This window comes from Pseudomonas sp. ASL9 (genome assembly GCF_056680335.1).
Window position 1 is genome coordinate 2,517,090 of record NZ_CM155277.1, and the last position, 13,497, is coordinate 2,530,586.

The following is a 13,497-nucleotide window of genomic DNA, read 5'->3' on the forward strand; positions in this document are numbered from 1 at the left end:
CACTTACGGATTATTTAATGTCCAAAGCCAGTACCAGCCGTCTTGACAGTAGCTCAAATAACGCTCGGACACGAAAAATGCTTATAATGCCGAGCGTTTTTTCGTAAAGCCAAGCTTCAAGCCGTGTTCATTTGTAGATGCCTGCGCTTAACTCATTCTTTTATCTGGAAATCCAAAAGCCTTGATACGCCTGCTGAAGTTTTTCTGGTGGTCTTTCGTCGCTGTGTTCTGCGGGCTGCTGCTCGTTTTGAGCGGTGCGTTCCTGTATCTCAGCCCGGGGCTACCCTCCGTCGACTCGCTGAGAAGCATCCAATTGCAAATTCCCCTGCGGGTTTTCAGCAGCGACGGCAAGTTGATTGCGGAGTTCGGCGAGATGCGCCGCTCACCTATTCGCTTCGCCGACATTCCACCCAGCTTCATTAACGCCCTGTTATCGGCCGAAGACGACAACTTCGCCAACCACTATGGCGTCGACCCCAGCAGCCTGATGCGCGCTGCGTCCCAGTTGGTGAAAAGCGGCCATATCCAGTCCGGCGGCAGCACGATCACCATGCAAGTCGCGAAAAACTTCTTTTTGACCAGCGAAAGAAGCTTTTCCCGTAAAACCAATGAAATCCTTCTAGCCCTGCAGATCGAGCGCGAACTGAGCAAGGACGAAATCCTTGAGCTGTACGTCAACAAGATCTATCTGGGCAACCGCGCGTATGGTATCGAAGCCGCGGCACAAGTCTATTACGGTAAATCGATCCGCGACCTGAGTATTGCGCAGATGGCGATGATCGCCGGCCTGCCCAAGGCGCCTTCGCGCTTCAACCCACTGGCCAACCCGGTGCGCGCCAAAGAGCGTCGCGACTGGATTCTGGGCCGCATGTACAAATTGGGCAAGATCGATCAGAACGCCTATCAAACCGCTTTGGCTGAACCGATCAACGCCAGCTATCACGTACAAAGCCCAGAAGTGAACGCGCCATATATCGCTGAAATGGCCCGTGCCGAAATGGTCGGCCGTTATGGCAGCGAAGCGTACACGGAAGGTTTCCGCGTCACCACTACAGTGCCAAGCAATCTTCAAGACGATGCAAATACCGCCGTACAGGAAGGCTTGATCAGCTATGACCAGCGTCACGGCTACCGTGGCCCAGAAAGCCGCCTGCCCGGCAAGACCCGCGAAGCATGGGCACTGGAGCTGACCAAGCAGCGCCCAATCAGCGGCCTTGAGCCGGCCATCGTCACTCAGGTCGAGAAAACCGGCCTGCACGTGTTGACCCGCAATGGCGAAAAAGAAGAAACCGTGGCTTGGGACAGCATGAAGTGGGGTCGGCCGTACCTCAATACCAACAGCCTGGGCAAAGTTCCGGCACAGCCGTCCGATGTTGCACAAGTCGGCGATCTGATTCGGGTGCAGCGTCAAGCGAACGGCTCGCTGAAGTTCAGTCAGCTTCCGGCCGCACAAAGCGCGCTCGTATCGCTGGACCCGCAAAACGGTGCAATTCGTGCACTGGTCGGTGGTTTCGCGTTTGAACAGAGCAATTACAACCGCGCCCTGCAGGCCAAGCGTCAACCGGGCTCAAGCTTCAAACCGTTCCTGTACAGCGCCGCGCTGGATAACGGCTTCACGGCCGCCAGCCTGGTCAATGACGCACCTATCGTGTTCGTCGATGAGTACCTGGACAAGGTCTGGCGTCCGAAAAACGACACCAATACCTTCCTCGGTCCGATCCGCTTACGCGAGGCCTTGTACAAGTCGCGCAACCTGGTGTCCATCCGCCTGCTACAAAGCCTGGGCATCGATACCGCGATCAACTACATCACCCGCTTCGGCTTCAATAAACAGGACCTGCCACGCAACCTGTCACTGGCCCTAGGCACCGCGACCCTGACGCCGATGGAAATCGCCACCGGCTGGAGTACCTTTGCCAACGGCGGCTACAAGGTCAGCCCGTACCTGATCCAGCGCATCGAGAACCGTGACGGCGCCACAATATTCGTCGCCAATCCGCCGAGTGTACCGGCCAATGACGCCAAACCCGCAGCCAACACCAACGCCACGACCTTTGCTATCAATGACAGCCCAAGCGTGGTGCCCGCCTCGGCACCCGTGACCACTGAGCCGCCGGCTCCAGCAGTCGCCGAGCGCATCGTCGATGGTCGCACCACCTACATCCTCAACAGCATGCTGCAGGACGTGATCAAGCGCGGTACCGGCCGCCGCGCCCTGTCGATGAATCGTCCCGACATCGCGGGCAAGACCGGTACGACCAACGACTCTAAGGACGCCTGGTTCACCGGCTACAACGCGGATTACATCACCACTGTCTGGACGGGCTTCGATCAGCCAGAAAGCCTGGGTCGTCAGGAATTCGGCGGCACAGTCGCCCTGCCGATCTGGATGAACTACATGAGCGCTGCGCTGAAAGACAAACCGCCGCACGTTCAAGCCGAACCGGAGGGCATCCTCAGCCTGCGAGTCGACCCGATCAGCGGCCGCGCCGCGACGCCGAGCACGCCCAACGCGTACTTCGAGCTGTTCAAAAGTGAAGATACGCCGCCCAGCGTGAACGAAGTGGGTGGTGGTGGTAATGCACCCAACAGCCCACTACCTGCGGACGAATCGGCGCCAATCGATTTGTTCTGATGACCCCATCACTCTAGGAGCGGGCCCGCGATGGCGGCCCGCCTGACACACCGAGTCAAGCTGATCGCGGGCAAGCCTGCTCTCAAACTGATTTTTAATCCTTTTAAAAACAATGTGTTGGCGCTTTATCTTGGGTGTATATCCGGCATATATGGTTGCTGGAATTATGGTTCCGCTCTTACAGCGGGTTACCTTTTACAAACGCCTAAAAGGTAACCCAAAACGCTTGCCCCTCCATACGGGTCCTCGCTGGGGCGAGGACTGCCCTCGCTCCGGCGTTGCTCCGGGGGTCGCCGCAAGGGGCCGTCCCTGGCCCCGTGCGGCTTACTCGGCATCCTTGCCTCGTCACCCCCTGCGCAACGCCTGCGCTCGGCCTCCTGGAAAAGGGGCCTTGCCGTAATTCGATACTCAATTCACTTAAAAATCAATGGCAAATCAAGACCCCGGTGGGAGCGAATTTATTCGCGAAGGCGTCTTATCTGACACACCACCACCGATCACGACACACAAATCGTAACCCAGCTTGCTACGCGACAGCGCAGCGTCGAAGACGCGGCGGGGCCTCCTACAGGGGACGGCAATTGACACATTCCCACAGATGATCGTCAGGATTCTCACCCACAAAAAAACCCTGCATCGCTGCAGGGTTTTTTGTGTATCGCGATCAGGACTTAGCCGTTGAAAACGTCATCGACGCTTTTGAGCGGGTAGTTCTTTGGATACGGCAGGGTGGCGACGCCGGTCTCGATGGCGGCTTTAGCCACGGCATCGGAGATCACACCCAGCAGGCGCGCATCCATTGGTTTCGGAATGATGTACTCACGACCGAATTCCAGTTTGATACCACCGTACGCGTCGCAGACTTCCTGAGGAACCGGCAGCTTGGCCAGTTTACGCAGGGCGTGGGCGGCAGCGATTTTCATCTCTTCGTTGATACGCTTTGCACGAACATCCAGTGCGCCACGGAAGATGAACGGGAAGCCCAATACGTTGTTGACCTGGTTCGGGTAGTCCGAACGGCCAGTGGCCATGATCACGTCATCGCGAGTGGCATGAGCCAGTTCTGGTGCGATTTCCGGGTCCGGGTTCGAGCACGCGAACACAATCGGATCCTTGGCCATCAGCTTCAGGTTATCAGCGCTCAGCAGGTTTGGACCCGACAGGCCAACGAACACGTCAGCGCCGTGCAGGGCATCAGTCAGCGTGCGTTTTTCAGTCGCGTGGGCGAACACGGCCTTGTACTGGTTCAGATCGTTACGGCCGGAGTGAATCACGCCGGTACGGTCGACCATGAAGATGTTTTCGATCTTCGCACCCATGCTCACCAGCAACTTCATGCAGGAGACGGCTGCTGCGCCTGCGCCCAGGCAAACGATTTGGGCGCTGTCCAGGCTTTTACCAACAATTTCCAACGCGTTGATCATGCCGGCCGCGGTAACAATCGCCGTGCCGTGCTGGTCATCGTGGAACACCGGAATGTCACATTGCTCGATCAGTGCTTTCTCGATCTCGAAGCACTCTGGCGCCTTGATGTCTTCAAGGTTGATGCCGCCAAAGGTGATGGAGATGCGTTTAACGGTGTCGATGAACGCTTGTGGGCTTTCTGCATCGACTTCGATATCGAAAACGTCGATCCCCGCGAAACGCTTGAACAGTAAGCCTTTACCTTCCATCACGGGCTTGGAAGCCAATGGACCAAGGTCACCGAGACCAAGAATGGCGGTGCCGTTGGAAATGACCGCGACCAGATTACCCTTGCCGGTGTACTTATAGGCAAGTTCAGGATCACGGGCAATTTCACGCACCGGCTCGGCAACGCCAGGGCTGTAAGCCAAGGCTAGATCGCGAGCAGTGGCGGTAGGCTTGGTTATCTCGACGCTCAGTTTCCCTGGGCGAGGCTTGGCATGATATTCGAGAGCGGCAGTTTTCAAATCTGACATGTGGGCATTCCGCTTTTTACTGTTGGACTGACGGACCGCCGAGGATACGCAAGAAGGAAAGTCCTAACAAGACTGTCCAGTCACTTGTGTCAAGGGCCGGCCACTACGACTTTACGCCAAGGGGTGTGGAACACAAGGCCATGTCTGTCCACAATTAACAAATAAACTGTCTACAGTTTTTATCGATCAGGAAGGTTCAGCATCGCAGGATGAGTGATGGGTAACATCCAGCGCGCCTGCCCGGACTTCAATCCGCCACGACGCGAACGATCAATCACCCAACCACGGGCTTCGATGGACCGGCCTTTAAGGCGCTCCAGTCGAGAGACGTCGAACTGGCTCACAAGATTCGGTGCAATCCGCAACACCAGCGAGCCCTGCAGCTCGATCCACACGCCGCCAGCATTGCGCTGCACGTCGCTGACCTGCCCGGAGACCAGGGCGAAACCGCCGCTATTGATGTGCCCGACAGGCTGTACCGGCGACGTACGCCACACCCCGAGGCCGGCCTGTCGGGCGCTGCGTTCCGCCGCCTGCTGACAGTCGAGCAAGGCGACATTGGGCGCAATTGCCACGTGATAGGCCAAGCCCTCGACCAACAGCTGCGCCTCAAGATTTGCACCCTGACGACCATAGACATTGGCCAGCGTACGGCCGTAATGATCTTTTGGCGCTTGACCCACCAGCAGACTGACCCGACCGTCATTCTCGTCGACCAGACGTTGCAGGCGGCGTTTGGCGGCTTCGGCGAAGGGCTCGGCTGAACGAGCTTTTTTGCCGGTCTCCGGCGCATTCAGGCCAATCAGCCGCACACTGCGACCATCGCTCAGGCGCAGGGTGTCACCATCCACGACGCGCTGTACCGCGAAAACAGGCAGGGAGTCGGGTGCCGGGCATAAGGCCTGTGCCGCAGTCAGCCAAATCGCGGACATAAAAAAAGCGCCCACGAGGGACGCCCTTTTAAGCAGCCTGGAGCAGTCCATCGGACCTTCCAGAACGGCCAATCTTACTCAGCAGCAGCTTCAGGAGCTTTAGCTGCGCCGAAAGCGCCGAAACGCGATTTGAACTTGTCGACACGGCCGCCGATATCAAGAGTCTTCTGCTTGCCGGTGTAGAACGGGTGGCACTCGTTGCACACGTCAAGGCTCAATGGCTTGGCGAGGTTGGAACGAGTGTGGATCACGTTGCCGCAGCTGCAAGTGGCGACAATGGCTTCGTAAACTGGATGAATATCAGCTTTCATGGGTATTTCTCCGGGCTAGCGTGCCGCCGCGCAACACTATTGTTGAACACCGCACGTAATAAGGCTGCGGATACTACCAGACATCGCCAATGACGCAAGCGAACGTTCAAACCGGTCGTCTGCTAAGATCGCCGCTTCGTCACAGACCGTTACAGAGAACCCTCCGCGTGCCCGACGCCATTTTGCGCCTCGCTCTGCCCTCGCCGCTCAGACGCTTATTCGACTATCGCGCTCCCGCTGGGGTGCTGCGCAGTGCGTTGCAGCCAGGCATGCGCGTGCGCGTGCCGTTCGGTCGCCGCGAGATGATTGGGATTTTGGTGGAAATCACTGATCACAGTGAAGTCCCGGCCGAAAAACTCAAACCGGCCGTGGCCATCCTCGACGAGCATCCGCCGCTACCGCCTTCGCTGTTCAAGCTGTGCCTGTGGACGTCGCAGTATTACCAGCACAGCCTCGGCGACACCTTGAGCTGGGCCTTGCCGGTACTCCTGCGCCAGGGCGAGCCCGCCGAAGCGCGCCAGGAGCGTTTCTGGCAAGTGGCCCCCGGCGCAAAACTCGATGACCCACGCATCGCCCGCGCGCCGAAACAGCGCGAGGCCCTGACCACGCTCGCCCAGCATCCGCATGGCGTGGCAAATCAGTTGCTCAGCAAACTGATGCTGAACCGGGAAAGCCTGAACCTGCTGCTGGCCAAGGACATGGTTCAGGTCGAAGTCCGCCGCCACGCGCCCAGCGAACGCCATGAACGTTGGCTGGCGCAACCGGAGTTGCCACTCAACCCCGAACAACGCGCCGCATACGAAGCCATTCGTGCCGGCTTCGACACCTTTCATGCGTTTCTGCTGGCAGGTGTCACCGGCAGCGGCAAGACCGAAGTCTATTTACAGCTGATCCGCGAAACCCTCGAAGCCGGCAAACAGGCGCTGGTGCTGATCCCGGAGATCAACCTCGGCCCGCAAACCCTGGCGCGTTTCGAACAGCGATTCAATGCGCGCATCGCGCTGGTGCACTCGGCGGTCAATGACCGCGACCGCCTGGATACCTGGCTGGCCGCGCGCGATGGCGAGGCTGACATTATTATCGGCACCCGCTCCGCGCTGTTCACGCCGATGAAAAATCCCGGCCTGATCATCATTGATGAAGAGCACGACGGCTCCTATAAACAGCAGGAAGGTCTGCGCTATCACGCCCGAGATCTGGCGCTGGTACGTGCCCGGCAGGAAAACATTCCGATTGTGCTCGGCTCGGCCACGCCGTCGCTGGAAAGCCTGCACAACGCCTACACCGGTCGCTATGGCTTGCTACGCCTGAACCAGCGCGCAGGTAGTGCGCAACAACCGCGCTTCCTGCGGCTGGACGTAAAAAGCCGGCCATTGGACAGCGGCATTTCCGGGCCGATGCAGCAAGCCATCGCTCAGACCCTTGCCGCAGGCCAACAGGTCTTGGTGTTTCTTAACCGCCGCGGCTTTGCGCCAACCTTGCTCTGTCACGACTGCGGCTGGCTCTCGGAATGCCCGCGCTGCGATGCGCGCATGACCGTGCACCAGCGTTCCGGCGAACTGCGCTGCCACCATTGCGGCCATGTCGAGCGTGTCCCGCGCCATTGCCCGGCGTGCGGCAAGGTCGATCTGCGCCCAGTGGGTGCAGGCACAGAACGCGCTGAAGAGCGGCTGGGCATTTTGTTCCCCGACTTCCCCGTGCTGCGGGTCGACCGCGACAGCACCTCACGCAAAGACGCGATGAACCAACTGTTTACCACCATTCAGCGCGGCCAGCCGTGCATTCTGGTCGGCACACAAATGCTCGCCAAAGGGCACCACTTCCCGCGCGTGACCCTGGTTTCGATTCTGGATGCCGACGGTGGTTTGTTTTCCGGCGACTTCCGCGCCAGCGAGCGCATGGCGCAGTTGATCGTTCAGGTCGCAGGGCGTGCAGGACGGGCCGAAGAGCCAGGAAAAGTGATCATCCAGACCCATCTGGCCGACCACCCCCTGTTGATCCAGCTGACCGAACAGGGCTACTTCGCCTTCGCCGAACAAGCGCTGAGCGAACGCCGTGCGGCCGGCCTGCCACCGTTCTCCCATCTAGCACTCCTGCGCGCCGAAGCGCACAAACCGGGGCAGGCCGAAGGCTTTCTCGACAACGCCTGTGCCGAGGCCGAACGCTTGCTGGCTGAAATGAATCTGGGCGCGATTGAACTACTGGGCCCGGTTCCGGCTCCGATGGAACGGCGAGCCGGTCGTTACCGTGCGCAGTTGTTGCTGCAAGCCAGTGCCCGAGCACCTCTGCACCGGTTGCTCAGTGCCTGGTTGCAGGTGCTTGAAAACATGCCCAGCGGACGCCAGGTACGCTGGTCGCTGGATGTGGACCCGGTGGATTTGTATTGACGGATGCCGATGAATCTATGCTGGCCCCTTCACGAATGAATTCGCTCCCACAGAAAAATCGCGTATTTCAATGTGGGAGCGAATTCATTCGCGAATGATTAAAACGCCGGCATCTGCGAGACCGCATGTCCATCATGGTTGGCAAGCCTGCCATCGCAACGGATAATGCCCAGTTTTTCCACCAGCGCACCCAGGCGCCGCCGCGTTTGCGGTCGAAAGAGAAGACCATGAAAGACACCATTCGCCAGCTGATCCAACAAGCCCTGACCCAACTCGTCAACGAAGGCGTCTTGCCTGAAGGGCTGACGCCGGCGATTCAGGTGGAAAACGTGCGGGACAAAACCCACGGCGACTTCGCCAGTAATATCGCGATGATGCTGGCCAAGCCTGCTGGCCTGAAACCCCGTGATCTGGCGGAAAAACTGGTCGCTGCGATGCCCGCCGATGCTCAGGTCAGCAAAGTCGAAATCGCCGGCCCCGGCTTTCTCAACTTCTTCCAGAACACCCAGGCCCTGGCGGCGCGCCTTGATGCCGCGCTGATCGACCCGCAGCTGTCGGTCCGCAAGGTCGGTCCTGTACAGCGCGTGGTGGTCGACCTGTCCGCGCCCAACCTGGCCAAAGAGATGCACGTCGGCCACCTGCGCTCGACCGTCATTGGCGACGGCGTGGCCAATGTGCTGACGTTCCTTGGCGACACCGTGATTCGTCAGAACCATGTGGGCGACTGGGGCACCCAATTCGGCATGCTCCTCGCGTACCTGCAGGAAAAGCCGACGACCAGCGATGAGTTGTCGGACCTGGAGAATTTCTACCGTGCAGCCAAGCAGCGCTTCGACGAATCCGAAGAGTTCGCTGAGCGCGCCCGAGGCCTGGTGGTCAAACTGCAAGCCGGTGACCCGGAATGCCTGGCGTTGTGGGAGCATTTCAAAAACATCTCCCTGTCCCACTGCCAAACGATCTACGACCGCCTGAACGTCAACCTGACCCCGGCCGACGTCAGAGGCGAAAGCGCCTATAACGATGACCTGGCCACGGTGGTCAGCGACCTCAAGACCGCAGGCCTGCTGGTCGAGAGCAACGGCGCCCAGTGCGTGTTCCTCGAAGAATTCAGAACTGCTGAAGACACGCCTCTGCCGGTGATCGTGCAAAAGGCGGGCGGCGGTTATCTGTACGCCACCACCGATCTGGCTGCCATCCGCTACCGCAGCAATGTGTTGAAAGCCGACCGCGCGCTGTACTTTGTCGATCAACGTCAGGCCCTGCACTTCCAGCAGGTGTTCGAAGTCGCTCGCCGTGCCGGTTTCGTGACCAACGGCATGCACATGGAACACATGGGCTTCGGCACCATGAACGGCGCTGATGGCCGCCCGTTCAAGACCCGCGATGGCGGCACCGTCAAGTTGGTTGACCTGCTCGACGAAGCCCAGGAGCGCGCCTACACCCTGGTGAAAGAAAAGAACCCGGAAGTCGCCGAAGCCGAACTGCGCAGCATTGCCAAGGCCGTGGGCATCAGCGCGGTGAAATACGCCGACCTGTCAAAACATCGCACCAGCGACTACAGCTTCAACTTCGATCAGATGCTCAGCTTCGAAGGCAATACCGCGCCGTACCTGCTCTACGCCTATACCCGTGTGGCCGGTGTGTTCCGCAAGTTGGGCAAACCGTTCGACGTCACCCAGGGGCACATTGTGCTTGAGACGCCGCAAGAGCAAGAATTGGCAGCCCGGCTGGCACAGTTTGGCGAAACCCTGAACAACGTCGCGGAAAAAGGCACGCCGCATGTGCTGTGCGCCTACGTCTACGACCTGTCGGGCCTGTTCTCCAGCTTCTACGAGAACTGCCCGATCCTCGGCGCCGACAGCCCGGAACAACAGCAAAGCCGTCTGCGCCTCGCCGCACTGACCGGCCGCACCCTCAAGCAAGGCCTGGAACTCTTGGGTCTGGAAACTCTGGAGCGTATGTAAGTTGGCCGTAAAGAAAAAACCTGCTCCCAAGCGCGGCGCCAGCCGTTATCAGGCACCCGCAAAGAAGCCGATTCCAGGATGGTTGTGGCTGGCGATTGGTCTGTCGGTGGGTGCCTTCGTCGTATTTTTGATGAAGCTCGAACCGGGCGGCGCTGACGTCAAGCGGGTCAAAGAGGACGCCAAGGCCGCAAAAGTCGCCGAAGCGAACAAGACGGCGCCCAGCCCGCAGGCGCCAGCGAAACCGAAATACGACTTCTATACCTTGCTGCCGGAGTCCGAAGTCATTGTGCCTAATGAAGCCGTGCCCGAGAAAACGCCGCCCGTTGTCGCGCCAGTCGTTGCACCTGTCACGCCCGAGCAAGCGGCGAAGATCGACACGGCGCGTGCTCAAGCGGCGCTCAGCGGGGTAACACCTCCGCCCGCGCCGCCCGTGGCCAAACCTGCGCCGGCTGCGGTGACAAAGTTCTTCTTGCAGGCCGGTTCGTTCCGCAAGCAAGTCGACGCGGACAAGGTCCGGGCGCAGATTATTCTGCTGGGGCAAGCAGTGCAGGTTGAGTCCGGCACTGTGAAGGATGAAATCTGGTATCGGGTGCTCGTCGGCCCGTACAGCAACCGCGAACAATTGACCATCGCGCAGAAACAACTGGCGGGCAGCGGCTTCAGCAATTTGCTGTTACAACAGCGCCAGGGTAAGTGACTTCCGCCTGACACACGTCCTGTGGGAGTCAGGCTTGCCTGCGAATAGCGTGACACGGCGCCACTGACATACCGCGTCGTACCGTTCGCAGGCAAGCTGCTCCTACACGATCATCATCGGCGTCGGTCCATCATTCATCCCCCATGGTTGAAATGTCAGCCACCACCCCCATATGAGTTTCCATTAGGGCATTTTCGCCCCGCTGCGTGGAGACGCTCCCTTGACCACCATCGTTTCAGTGCGCCGTAACGGCAAAGTCGTCATGGCCGGCGACGGCCAGGTTTCTCTCGGCAATACCGTCATGAAAGGCAACGCGAAAAAAGTGCGTCGGCTGTATCACGGCGAAGTGATCGCCGGTTTCGCCGGGGCCACCGCCGATGCCTTCACCCTTTTCGAGCGTTTCGAAGGCCAACTTGAAAAACACCAGGGTCATCTGGTTCGCGCGGCCGTTGAACTGGCTAAAGAGTGGCGCACCGACCGATCCCTGAGCCGCCTCGAAGCCATGCTGGCGGTCGCCAACAAGGATGCATCGCTGATCATCACGGGTAACGGCGATGTCGTTGAACCTGAAGACGGCCTGATTGCCATGGGTTCCGGTGGCCCCTACGCTCAAGCTGCCGCCCGCGCCTTGCTGATGAAAACCGAACTCTCGGCCCGTGAAATTGCCGAAACCGCATTGGGCATCGCCGCCGACATTTGCGTATTCACCAACCACACCATCACTATTGAGGAGCAGGACCTCGCCGAATAAGCCGCTCCCCATGCCGTTTGCATAAATAAACAGCCATGCGCGCTTTTTTTCAGCTAGAGGACCGCCACTATCATGTCTATGACTCCCCGTGAAATCGTCCACGAACTCAATCGCCACATCATTGGCCAGGACGATGCCAAACGCGCCGTCGCCATCGCCTTGCGTAACCGCTGGCGCCGGATGCAGTTGCCTGAAGAGCTGCGCGTCGAAGTCACACCAAAAAACATTCTGATGATCGGCCCGACCGGTGTCGGTAAAACCGAAATCGCCCGTCGCCTGGCCAAACTGGCCAATGCGCCTTTCATCAAGGTCGAAGCGACCAAATTCACCGAAGTCGGCTATGTGGGTCGTGACGTCGAGTCGATCATTCGTGATCTGGCCGACGCGGCGATCAAGCTGCTGCGCGAACAGGAAATAACCAAGGTCCGCCATCGCGCTGAAGACGCTGCCGAAGAGCGCATCCTCGATGCCCTGCTGCCGCCCGCACGCGTGGGCTTCAACGAAGACGCGGCACCGAGCACAGACTCCAATACCCGTCAGCTGTTTCGCAAGCGCCTGCGTGAAGGTCAACTGGATGACAAGGAGATCGAGATCGAAGTCTCCGACTCAGTCGGTGTCGATATTTCCGCCCCACCGGGCATGGAAGAGATGACCAACCAGCTGCAAAGCTTGTTCGCCAACATGGGCAAGGGCAAAAAGAAAAGCCGCAAGCTCAAGGTCAAGGACGCACTGAAGCTGGTCCGCGACGAAGAGGCCGGGCGCCTGGTCAACGAAGAAGAACTGAAAGCCAAGGCGCTGGAAGCGGTTGAACAGCACGGCATTGTGTTTATCGATGAGATCGACAAGGTCGCCAGGCGTGGTAACTCCGGCGGCGTCGACGTGTCCCGCGAAGGCGTGCAACGTGACCTGCTGCCCCTGATCGAAGGCTGCACCGTGAACACCAAACTGGGCATGGTCAAGACCGACCACATCCTGTTCATTGCTTCCGGCGCGTTCCACCTGAGCAAGCCGAGCGATCTGGTGCCTGAGCTGCAAGGTCGTCTGCCGATCCGCGTTGAACTCAAGGCCCTGACACCGCAGGACTTCGAACGCATCCTCAGCGAGCCGCACGCTTCGCTGACCGAGCAATACCGCGAACTGCTCAAGACCGAAGGCCTGAACATCGAGTTCTTGCCCGACGGCATCAAACGCATCGCCGAGATTGCCTGGCAGGTCAACGAGAAGACCGAGAACATCGGTGCGCGTCGTTTGCACACCCTGCTCGAGCGCCTGCTCGAAGAGGTGTCATTCAGTGCTGCTGACCTGGCCAGCGCGCAAGATGCAGAGACCATCCTGATCAACGCCGACTACGTCAACAGTCACTTGGGCGAACTGGCCAAGGATGAAGACCTCTCGCGGTATATTCTTTAACACGCACTCAACTGGAACCGGCAGGGCCGTTCGTGGCCCTGAACCTCATGGCGAATACCAAGCTCCCCAGCGCAATCAATCTGCACAAAGCTTCGAAAACCCTGACGCTGAAATACGCGCCCGGTGAGGAGTACCACCTGAGCGCCGAGTTTCTGCGGGTGCATTCGCCCTCCGCAGAGGTTCAGGGTCACGGCAAGCCGATCCTGCAATTCGGCAAGCTGGGCGTGGGCTTGAGCAAAATCGAACCGGCCGGGCAGTACGCACTAAAATTGACCTTCGACGACGGCCATGACAGCGGATTGTTCACCTGGGACTACCTGTACCAATTGGGGCAACGCCAGGAACAGCTATGGGCCGATTATCTCGCCGAGCTGAAAATCGCTGGCAAGTCCCGAGACCCCTCCGAGCAAATCATCAAGCTGATGCTCTAGCACAGCCGTCTGGCCTTTTAGGGCGACCTTTCTAATTCT

General features: G+C 59.1%; 10 protein-coding genes. 7 read left to right on the forward strand and 3 right to left on the reverse strand.

The window, feature by feature from the left end; translation table 11 throughout:
* Positions 1 to 184 precede the first annotated feature (184 nt).
* Positions 185 to 2,635, forward strand: a complete 2,451-nt coding sequence (locus AC1ME2_RS11620; protein WP_480442102.1) for a penicillin-binding protein 1A — start codon at positions 185 to 187, stop codon at positions 2,633 to 2,635.
* Positions 2,636 to 3,306: 671 nt separating this feature from the next.
* Here the strand turns inward: AC1ME2_RS11620 and AC1ME2_RS11625 are convergent.
* From AC1ME2_RS11625 to rpmE, 3 genes are all read right to left on the reverse strand, one after another.
* Positions 3,307 to 4,575: a malic enzyme-like NAD(P)-binding protein gene (locus AC1ME2_RS11625; protein ID WP_480441277.1), complete on the reverse strand. Its 1,269-nt coding sequence runs from the start codon at positions 4,573 to 4,575 to the stop codon at positions 3,307 to 3,309.
* A gap of 179 nt (positions 4,576 to 4,754) precedes the next feature.
* Positions 4,755 to 5,558: a thermonuclease family protein gene (locus AC1ME2_RS11630; RefSeq protein ID WP_480441279.1), complete on the reverse strand. Its 804-nt coding sequence runs from the start codon at positions 5,556 to 5,558 to the stop codon at positions 4,755 to 4,757.
* A gap of 23 nt (positions 5,559 to 5,581) precedes the next feature.
* Positions 5,582 to 5,818 carry a 50S ribosomal protein L31 gene (gene rpmE / locus AC1ME2_RS11635; protein WP_219063572.1) on the reverse strand — a complete coding sequence of 79 codons (237 nt, stop codon included), beginning with the start codon at positions 5,816 to 5,818 and terminating at the stop codon, positions 5,582 to 5,584.
* Between the two features lie 167 nt (positions 5,819 to 5,985).
* Between rpmE and AC1ME2_RS11640 the strand changes: the two genes are divergently transcribed.
* The 6 genes from AC1ME2_RS11640 (at position 5,986) to AC1ME2_RS11665 (ending at position 13,458) form a co-directional block, all read left to right on the forward strand.
* Positions 5,986 to 8,205, forward strand: a complete 2,220-nt coding sequence (locus AC1ME2_RS11640) for a primosomal protein N' (RefSeq protein WP_480441281.1) — start codon at positions 5,986 to 5,988, stop codon at positions 8,203 to 8,205.
* A 227-nt stretch (positions 8,206 to 8,432) separates the two neighbouring features.
* The gene (gene argS / locus AC1ME2_RS11645) at positions 8,433 to 10,169 is read left to right on the forward strand and encodes an arginine--tRNA ligase (protein WP_480442103.1); all 1,737 of its coding nucleotides are present in this window, start codon (positions 8,433 to 8,435) and stop codon (positions 10,167 to 10,169) included.
* 1 nt (position 10,170) lies between these two features.
* Complete coding sequence (locus tag AC1ME2_RS11650) at positions 10,171 to 10,866, forward strand: SPOR domain-containing protein (protein WP_480441283.1); 696 nt, start codon at positions 10,171 to 10,173, stop codon at positions 10,864 to 10,866.
* Between the two features lie 220 nt (positions 10,867 to 11,086).
* Positions 11,087 to 11,617 (forward strand): ATP-dependent protease subunit HslV, encoded by a 531-nt coding sequence (gene hslV, locus AC1ME2_RS11655; RefSeq protein WP_480441285.1) that lies wholly within the window; start codon positions 11,087 to 11,089, stop codon positions 11,615 to 11,617.
* Between the two features lie 72 nt (positions 11,618 to 11,689).
* Positions 11,690 to 13,027 (forward strand): HslU--HslV peptidase ATPase subunit, encoded by a 1,338-nt coding sequence (gene hslU / locus AC1ME2_RS11660; RefSeq protein ID WP_480441286.1) that lies wholly within the window; start codon positions 11,690 to 11,692, stop codon positions 13,025 to 13,027.
* 47 nt (positions 13,028 to 13,074) lie between these two features.
* Positions 13,075 to 13,458 carry a gamma-butyrobetaine hydroxylase family protein gene (locus tag AC1ME2_RS11665; protein ID WP_480442104.1) on the forward strand — a complete coding sequence of 128 codons (384 nt, stop codon included), beginning with the start codon at positions 13,075 to 13,077 and terminating at the stop codon, positions 13,456 to 13,458.
* Positions 13,459 to 13,497 lie beyond the last annotated feature (39 nt).

Coding starts and splice junctions, on each gene's coding strand:
- AC1ME2_RS11625 (WP_480441277.1), bottom strand. CDS start 4,575: ATGTCAGATTTGAAAACTGCCGCTCTCGAATATCATGCCAAGCCTCGC.
- AC1ME2_RS11630 (WP_480441279.1), bottom strand. CDS start 5,558: ATGGACTGCTCCAGGCTGCTTAAAAGGGCGTCCCTCGTGGGCGCTTTT.
- rpmE (WP_219063572.1), bottom strand. CDS start 5,818: ATGAAAGCTGATATTCATCCAGTTTACGAAGCCATTGTCGCCACTTGC.
- argS (WP_480442103.1), top strand. CDS start 8,433: ATGAAAGACACCATTCGCCAGCTGATCCAACAAGCCCTGACCCAACTC.
- hslU (WP_480441286.1), top strand. CDS start 11,690: ATGTCTATGACTCCCCGTGAAATCGTCCACGAACTCAATCGCCACATC.
- AC1ME2_RS11665 (WP_480442104.1), top strand. CDS start 13,075: ATGGCGAATACCAAGCTCCCCAGCGCAATCAATCTGCACAAAGCTTCG.